Below are 8,413 nucleotides of genomic sequence, written 5' to 3' on the forward strand. Positions count from 1 at the left end.
AATCGATGCTAAACGGTGCTAACGTGCCTGTTTAGCGCGGCAAGACTGTCGGCTGAACGTCGCTCCAGGATTGTGGCTCCCTGATCACGGGCAATCGTCATCGCGCGCTCAAAGAGCGCCCGGGCGTCGGGCCGGCGGGAGGATTGCCCGGCCAAGATCGTGCCCTTCTGGCGAATCAGCTCAGCGCAATACCAAGCCTCGCCGCTAACTTGACATCGCGACAGTGCGCCATCCAGCAAAGCCATGGCTTCCGGTTCACGGCCAAGCCTCGTTAACCCGGAGGCGAGGATTGACTGGAAGACCGTTTGATAGAGATAGAATCCCGCGCGATCCAACCGGTCGAGAGCTTCGCGAACGAGGGTGACGCCTGTCGCCGCCTCGCCACTCCGGATCAGGATGTCGCCCTCGAAGCACTCCGCATAGGCATGCCAGACATCAAGCGCATGATCTCTCGTGCGTCGATGCAGCATTTCGGTGTAGCGTTCGGCGCGTGCCAGATCACCCGCCATCAGCGACACCGGACAGGCCGCGTCCGAAAGCGCGTGGCAAAGCGTGAGATTGTGGCCTGCGGCAATCGCTGTTTCGATAAGGTCGTCTATCTCGCGCAGAGCTTCGTCTGTCTTGCCGCGAAGCCACAGCACACGCGCGAACGTAATGCGAGCGGTAATGCGCTGTTCATATTGAAAGCGCGCAAGGTGTGCTCTGTTAGCCGGCGCTTTATAGGCGGCCAACATGCGCCGCACATGGTCCTCCGCACCGGCCTGGTCGCCAAGCAGGTGCAGCGACCTGGCCTTCATCCTCTCGCCAATAAGCCGATCGGCGTCGTCGGTCGACCGCTCCGACAGTATGCGAAAGGCTTCGGCCATCTCGAGCCCGGCGCGGGGTTCGCCGCTGTTGGTTCGATCCACCCAGAGTGCCCAGAGGGCACGCAACTGGAAGTCCACGTCGTCAACGTTGCGGGCGATCTCGAGCGCGCGCGTCCACGCCTCAGCGCCGCTGGGTCGGCCCGAAATCGCGCGCATATGCGGAAATCCCAATGCCGCATGCAGCTGCATCAGACTCCGTTTGTCGGCTTCCGGCTGCTTTTCAAGCCAGTCCAGCGCTTGCTGGACACGCGACAGGCATTCGTCGACGAGCGACAGCTGATACCACAATGGGATCGCCGCGATTGTCATCGCAACGCCCATCGCGCTCTCGCCTGCCGGCGAAAAGCACCAGTCGAGGGCCGCGCGCAGATTGCCGATGTCGCGGCTGTAGATTTCCGGGGATACCGGCTCCTGCGCGACCTGCCACTGTCGCGCGGCATCGTCGAAATGCGTGCGGTAGTGGGTCGCATGCCTGTATGACGCCTCGTTCTCGAAGCCGGATGCCGAAAGCTTCTTCGCCGCATAGGCGCGCGTCATGTCGAGCAGGCGGTAGCGGATGGGATGCGCGCTGCGGTCGGCGACCACAAGCGATTTCGCGATGAGGTCAACGATACTGCCTTCCACATCGACCGCCCCTTCGCCCGATACAACGGCGCGCGCCGCTTCGAGCGTGAATTCCTGGTTGAACAGCGATAGCTGGGCAAGGACGAACTGTTGTGTCGACGAGAGCAGCGTATAGCTCCAGTCCAACGTCGCCCGCAGCGTCTGGTGGCGTGGAAGCGCCGTGCGACGTCCCCGGGTCAGGATGTCGAAATTGTTCCGCAACGATTCCGCGACGCCTGCAATGCCCAAGGTGTCCACACGCCCGGCGGCCAGCTCGATGGCAAGCACGATGCCGTCGAGCCGGCGGCAAATCTCGCCCACGATCGGCGCTTCGGCGTTGCTCAGGAAATAGCCGCCGACGCTGGCTGAAACGCGTTCGACGAAAAGCTGGACTGCCGGGAAACGCAGCGCAGTAGGGCCGTCGAGCGCTTCGTTGGTGCCTGGACAGTCCAGGGGTAGCAGGCGAAGAACCCATTCAGCTGGGATACGAAGCGGTTCCCTGCTGGTCGCAAGGATGGTCAACTGCTGCGTCTCGGCGATCAGGGTTTCCGCGACGACCGCCACCTCGTCGATCAGATGTTCGCAACAATCCAGGATGAGCAGCATCGAGCGGTGGTTGAGCTGTCTGGCAAGCTCGGCAAGAGGATCAGACGACGAGAGCACACAGCCTGCCTTCGCGGCAATCGACCCGGTGAGCAGTTCTCTGTTCGAAATCCCAGCGAGATCCACAAATGCGGTCCCGCCCGGATACTGGTCTTTGAGACGGTCCGCAAGCGCGATTGCCACCGTCGTCTTTCCTATACCACCTGGTCCTACGACCGTAAGCAGCCTTTGCTCCGGCATCTGTCGCTCCAGCAGATCAATAACCGCCTCCCTGCCGATAACTCGGTTCGCAAGACGGGGCACCGACGGCTTGCCGCCAAAGGCCGGCTGCCCCTCTAGACTGACAGGGGCCGCCTTATGAGAGACGGCGGCCACAAAGCTGTAGCCCCGGCCGGGGATGTTGGAGATGTATTGCGGAGCGTCGCTGCTTTCGCCGAGAATCCTGCGGAGCGATGCGATGTGAACGCGCAGGTTGTTTTCTTCGACGAACGTGTTCCGCCAGACCAGCGAGACGAATTCATCCTTAGAGATGACTTCGCCGGGCCGCGACGCCAGGACGATGAGGATGTCCAGCGCACGGCTGCCGATCTTCAATCTTTGATCGCCCTGCAGTAGCATGCGCTCGGCGGGCACCAGTGTAAACGACCCGAAGGAGAGTGCGACGCTCGTCTTCAACTCAAAACTCAGATTGATGCCCGGATAATTTAGAATTCCATAATGCATAACGCGAGGAAACAGGCCAGCCTGTCGGACGCGCCCCCTTCGTTGAACTCCCGTCCTCGCGATTTAGAGCGATCGCTCAAAGCGGGGGTGACGCTCGCAATGTCCGGTTTGGGATCAGGAACGCTGGTTGCGGTGAAGGGTCGGTTATCGAGCAGCGAAATGGGCTGATGAAGGGCGGCTCAGCGGTCAGGTCACGACACATATTGACACCGGATCGAGTCAGCATTTCCGATCCCGCCGGAAGTTAGCTTTCGGGACGTTAGAAAGCGACCGGACTGAACGTCCGCTCTTGAAGATCGGCAGCTGAGAGCTGTCAGTGCGCTCCCGGCCCAGACCCTGACAGGCCATACGCGTTCCTCCTGGGGCCAATCATGGCCGAAGGAGAAGCCAAATGGGACATTCACACTACGACCCCGTTGCCACCAATCACTGCGCTTGGAATGCGGGCATGAAGGTTGGCACGAAACGCCCTCTTAAGCCTCGGCAGATATGGGCGAGCCGTTTCTTCCTTGATCGGGAGCAGCGCCTGCGCGATCGAGCGCTCTTCGATCTGGCGATCGACAGCAAGCTTCGGGGCTGCCATCTCGTTAAGATCAAGATCGGCACTCTTGTAATCGGCCCGGAAATCCGCAGCCGCGCGATGGTAGTGCAACAGAAAACGGGGCGGCCAGTGCAGTTCGAGTTGATGGGTGACGCTCGCGCGAGCCTTCTCGTGTGGCTGGAACGCTGGAACGACGCGGCGGGACCGTTGATGACTATGCATTTCCGAGCAGGATCGACCGCGCAGCGCGCAGCTCACCTGAGCACGAGACAGTATGCCCGTCTCGTCGACGAATGGGTCGCGGCGATCGGGCTTAGACCCCAGGAATACGGCACGCATTCTCTGCGACGCACCAAGGCGTCCATCATCTACAAGGCGACGGGAAATCTTCGAGCCATCCAGATCCTGCTTGGCAGCTTGGCCACACCAAGATCGAGAACACGGTCCGTTATCTCGGTGTCGACGTCGAGGATGCCCTTGAACTTGCCGAGGCAACGGAGGTCTGACCAACAGCGGCTCCACTTCCCGATTGGAGCCGCGAATGCTTTGCGCCCATGTCGGCCGTAGAGATTGGCTTAGCAGCTGCCTGAAAGCAGACGTGGCCAGCGACAGGGCCGGACGTCTTGATTGCGCCAATTGTCGACGTTTGCAGTTATGCCAACAACGTCGCGTCTACTCGGCAAGCAGACTTACCGGCATTTGGGAGTTCACTTGACGACCGAAAACTCGAACTGGTCCCCGCGGTAAACGGCCTTGTATCCGTCGTCGCGCCCCGGCGTCCTGAACACATTGCGAAAAATCGCCCCACAGCTTGTCAGTTCTCTGGGAAAGGCGTTGCACAAGAAATCGCCTTGCACCCACGAGGTTCCTACGCGGCTCCTCTGGCCAACGGTCTCGCTGACGGCGCCGTCGACCGAGGTTGTGCGCTGCATCGGCAGGAACGTGGGCATTACCAATTTTCCGCGCGTTTCGTGCCCGAACATCAGAGACTTTATTTCCGCCCCTGTGAGCCGGTCCTTCGGATTCATGCCTGCCTTTGCCAATGCCGACAGCTCTGGCACACCTGCTTTGGTCAGCCCGGCCAAAAGGCGTTCGATATCGGCCGTATTCTTGAACACCATGTAATCCTGGGTCATCAACTGGCTCGGCCCCCTGTCCACCCGCCCAACAACCTTCCTAAGCGTTTCCAAAGCCGCCGCGGCCTGGTCTGTGCGCCCAAGATGCCCATAAGCCGAAATAAGGACCTGCAGGGCATAAAATTTCGCCCGTGGATCGGCCGATATAAGGTCCATCTTCTCGATAGAGCGAACCGCGTCCTCAAACTTCTCCTGGCCGAACTCGGCCAGTCCGGCTTGGTAGCGCCTGTAGTCCATCCACGAGTTTGGGTCGACGCGCGCAGCCGCATCGAGATAGCTAAGCACTTCCTTCGGCCTGCCGTTGAAATTCAGAGCATTGGCCAGCGAGAGATAATTCCAAGTATCGCTGGGATCGAGCGCCACCGACTTCAGAAGAACGGTAACTGCGTCGTCCGAGTCGTGCTCGCGGACCATCAACTCGGCGACGAGCTGATAGTAACCCGGCGAAGGATCCCTGGCCGCCGCTTCCAGGGTTTCATAGATCTTGCCCTGGGCCACGTCCGTCGTAAGCCCCATTACTACGACCCGACCGACATCCGCGTCCCAGTAGGCCCAGGCGAGCTGGGCGTACGCCGCGCCGAAATCGGGGTCGAGTTGCACGGCTTGCTGGAAATACTTCACAGCCTGCGCAAACTCCTCGGGCGTGTTGATACGGTTGTAGATGTCCATCCCCTTGAGATAGGCCTCATAGGCCTCGGGATTACTGGTGCCTCCGGCCCGGGTAGCCGGCGCGCCGCTCACCAGGCGGAGCTGGAGCGCACCCGCGATGCTGCTGACAACGCTGTCCTGCAGCGCGAATACGTCTGCCCACCGGCCGTCGAAACGCTCCGCCCAGAGATGTCTGGAAGTCGAGCCATCGATCAGCTGCGCATTGATGCGCATGTCGTCGCCGACGCGGCGAATCGAGCCTTTCAGCAGGTACCGGACGCCCAATGCCGCCGCAATCTCCTTCGGGTCCTTGTCCTTGTAAGCGGAGGCCGCGTTGGGGGAGAAGACGAAAAGACCCGGCACACGCGCCAGTGCGGTCGTCAGATCCTCGGTGAAGCCGTTGGCGAGATATTCTTGTTCCTTGTCGTCGCTGAGATTGTCGAAGGGCAGGACGACTAGCGAGGGCCGGGTGTCGGCTGCCTCGCTGACGGTCGGAACGGCAAGCGGTGCAGGCCTCTCCCACGGCTGCCACCATGCTACTGCAAGGCCGAGAGCCAGGACGAGAATTCCCGCCGCGGCCGGAAAACGCCAGGCGCGCGGCTGGCGGCGAGCATGGAGGGTCTTGCCCGCTGCCGCTGGATCAAGCAGTACGCGATACGCCCGAACTGGTTCGGTGATATTCTTGACCCTCTGTTCGCCCATTGACTCAAATGTGAACGCCAGCTTCCTCTCGACCTCCTTGGCCACTTTTCCCGAGACGCAGATGCCGCCTGGCTCCGCCAACTGCTGAAGTCTGGCCGCGATGTTGACCCCATCGCCATACCGGTCGTCGCCGTCAACGATCACCTCGCCGAGGTTGATCCCGATCCGCACCTGAATCTGTTCCGCTTCGGGAAGCGAGGCGTTGCGCTCGGACAGGCCGCGCTGCAGCGACACTGCACATTCGACGGCATCGACGACACTGCCGAATTCGGACAGCATCCCATCGCCCATCAGCTTGAAGATATGGCCGTGGTGGCGAGCAATTTCGGGTTCGAACAGTTCTTTGCGCCCGGCACGAAGGCGTTCGAATGTACCGGCCTCATCGCGCTCCATCAGAGCCGAATAGCCCACTACATCTGCGGCTAAAATCGCGGAAAGCTTGCGATCCATTGTCGGCCTCGCCCCAGCGGATCATAGTATTGGTTGTTCTGAAAGGAAACCGACCTCACCAGCAAATCCCTTCTCCCGCACGTTTGATGGACCGCTGATACGGCGAGGTGTAACCAATGTCGTAGTCACCACATTCGAGACATTAGAGCTTGCCTGCCGGAATGGCTCGTTTGGGTCAGGGCTTGCCGTTTGAGCCGGCCGCCGGAACGGGCAACTAGCGCCAGAAGCGGCCGTCTATGGGTTCGCCGCCAAATGGCGGCTTTGGGGTCAAAACTTCGCGTTCGCGACAGGCCGGATCGCGGCAATGTCGGCCGTAGAAGATCAGTTCTGCGACTTCCTGAAAGCTGACGATCGGCTTGGGCTGCATGATGTCCGGGTTTTGCCCAAAGGGGAGATAGGGGCATCAAATCAGGCGGTTGCTTTCCGCAATTTGACGCGCCCGCCGCACCGTGCCGTCGGTGTCGGCGGACTTTCGTCTTGTTGCTTCGTCGCTTCTGATTGTCAGCCGCTTCGACAGGATTTTTCCAGTTCCGACGATTGGCTTGACCGGTATGGCCGGAGCGTCCGGAGTTTTCATATTCCTCATGCTTATTGTCCTTTTTGACAAAAAATGAAAGAGAGCGCGGAGCGGCTGTCCGCCCCGGCACCTTGCACGGCGATAAGATTACGGTCGCACGATCCAGGCCAGCAACGCCGGATCAAAATCCGAGTTGCCGGTATAGTCGCGGATCAAAAGCGCGGCGTATGCCTGCCATTGATCCTCGGGGGTCTGCTTTTCAATGACCGATGTTCTGAACGCGTCACGCAGGATATTGCAGTCAAAACTGGAAATCACATCGGCCGATTGATCGTTGTCCATAATGCGGCTCCCATCGAGTACGATGGGCGCTCTCAAGCGCCGGTGCCCATTGTTCTGCGGCCGGCGACAACGGACTGTACGCCCCCCACAGGTGCTTAGCGAATCATTCCGGCGAATTTGCTCTGCGGCGCGTCAGCTCAGCGGCCGGTCTGTTCCCGCCGCTTGGCGTCTTGATCGTTCAGCCGGCCGACCATCTCGTCCGCTTCGCCGGCATTGATGCCGACCATGACCCTATTGTTGGACTCGGCGGGCTGGCCGGTGAAAACGTCGAAAACTGTCCAACTGTCCGGGCGGTCCATGCGAAGCGCGTAGCGGTTTGCCATACTCGCGTCCTATTCATTTTCGCCGGCACCAATGTGTGTCGATCGGTTCAGGCCTGCAGAATGAAAAACACTGCCGCCAGGACAACGACTGTCCACAGCGCCACGCACACCTTCAAAGCCAGGCCCCCGTGCGACGAGATGCCCTGCCGCATGCGGGCTACCCCGTTCTTCATTCTCCTGCCCGGCGCGGCCGCAACGGCGACCGGCGGCTTGACCGCAAGCCTGCCGAATACCGGAAGCAGCGTCGGCTCACGCACGGACTTCTCCAGACGCCAAGGTCTCTATCCCATGCCACCGCCACCGCCGCCCGCAGGTGCGGCATCCTTGGCCGGAATGTCGGTGATCATCGCTTCGGCGGTGATCAGAAGGGCCGCGATAGAGCCGGCATCCTGCAGCGCGGTGCGCACCACTTTCGCCGGGTCAACGATGCCTGCCTTGATCATGTCGACATAGGTCTCGTTCTGGGCGTCGAAGCCCTGATTGTGGTCCTTGCTGTCGATCAGCTTGCCGACGACGATCGAGCCTTCGACGCCGGAATTCTCGGCGATCTGGCGGATCGGCGCTTCGAGAGCCCGAAGCACGATCGAGATGCCCGCGGTAACATCGGCATTGGCGCCATTCAAGCCGGCCAGTGCCGACCTGGCACGCAGCAGTGCCACGCCTCCGCCGGGCACGATGCCTTCTTCAACCGCGGCGCGCGTTGCGTTCAGCGCATCGTCGATGCGGTCCTTCTTTTCCTTGACTTCCGACTCGGTGGCGCCGCCGACGCGGATGACGGCAACGCCGCCCGCCAGCTTGGCGAGACGTTCCTGCAGCTTCTCGTTGTCATAGTCGGAAGTGGTTTCCTCGATCTGCGCCTTGATCTGCTGGACGCGCGCCTGGATGGTGGTCTTCTCGCCGGCGCCGTCGATGATCGTGGTGGTGTCCTTCTCGATCAGCACGCGCTTGGCGCGGCCGAG

General features: G+C 60.9%; 8 protein-coding genes. 1 reads left to right on the forward strand and 7 read right to left on the reverse strand.

All coding sequences use genetic code 11. From position 1 onward, the window contains the following. Positions 1–8: 8 nt before the first annotated feature. On the reverse strand, positions 9–2,666 hold the full coding sequence (locus NKH93_RS32260) for an ATP-binding protein (RefSeq protein WP_352975352.1): 2,658 nt from the start codon (positions 2,664–2,666) through the stop codon (positions 9–11). Positions 2,667–3,243: 577 nt separating this feature from the next. Here NKH93_RS32260 and NKH93_RS32265 point away from each other — a divergent pair. Further along, positions 3,244–3,903: a tyrosine-type recombinase/integrase gene (locus NKH93_RS32265; protein ID WP_352975363.1), complete on the forward strand. Its 660-nt coding sequence runs from the start codon at positions 3,244–3,246 to the stop codon at positions 3,901–3,903. Between the two features lie 140 nt (positions 3,904–4,043). Here the strand turns inward: NKH93_RS32265 and NKH93_RS32270 are convergent, their stop codons facing one another. The 6 genes from NKH93_RS32270 to NKH93_RS32295 all read right to left on the reverse strand — a co-directional run. Continuing rightward, complete coding sequence (locus tag NKH93_RS32270; protein WP_352975354.1) at positions 4,044–6,272, reverse strand: adenylate/guanylate cyclase domain-containing protein; 2,229 nt, start codon at positions 6,270–6,272, stop codon at positions 4,044–4,046. Between the two features lie 403 nt (positions 6,273–6,675). Then, positions 6,676–6,858, reverse strand: coding sequence for a hypothetical protein (locus NKH93_RS32275; RefSeq protein WP_352975355.1), 183 nt, complete (start codon positions 6,856–6,858; stop codon positions 6,676–6,678). A 78-nt stretch (positions 6,859–6,936) separates the two neighbouring features. Continuing rightward, positions 6,937–7,131, reverse strand: a complete 195-nt coding sequence (locus NKH93_RS32280) for a hypothetical protein (protein ID WP_352903763.1) — start codon at positions 7,129–7,131, stop codon at positions 6,937–6,939. Positions 7,132–7,268: 137 nt separating this feature from the next. Then, positions 7,269–7,454, reverse strand: a complete 186-nt coding sequence (locus NKH93_RS32285) for a hypothetical protein (RefSeq protein WP_352903764.1) — start codon at positions 7,452–7,454, stop codon at positions 7,269–7,271. A gap of 47 nt (positions 7,455–7,501) precedes the next feature. Further along, a complete protein-coding gene (locus NKH93_RS32290) occupies positions 7,502–7,711 on the reverse strand; it encodes a hypothetical protein (protein WP_352604638.1) in 210 nt (69 codons plus the stop codon). Positions 7,712–7,735: 24 nt separating this feature from the next. After that, the coding region (locus NKH93_RS32295) for a TCP-1/cpn60 chaperonin family protein (RefSeq protein ID WP_352975358.1) at positions 7,736–8,413 on the reverse strand (678 nt) is incomplete at its 5' end.

Origin of the sequence: Mesorhizobium sp. M0954 (genome assembly GCF_040319155.1) — a bacterium.
Classification (GTDB): Bacteria; Pseudomonadota; Alphaproteobacteria; order Rhizobiales; family Rhizobiaceae; genus Mesorhizobium.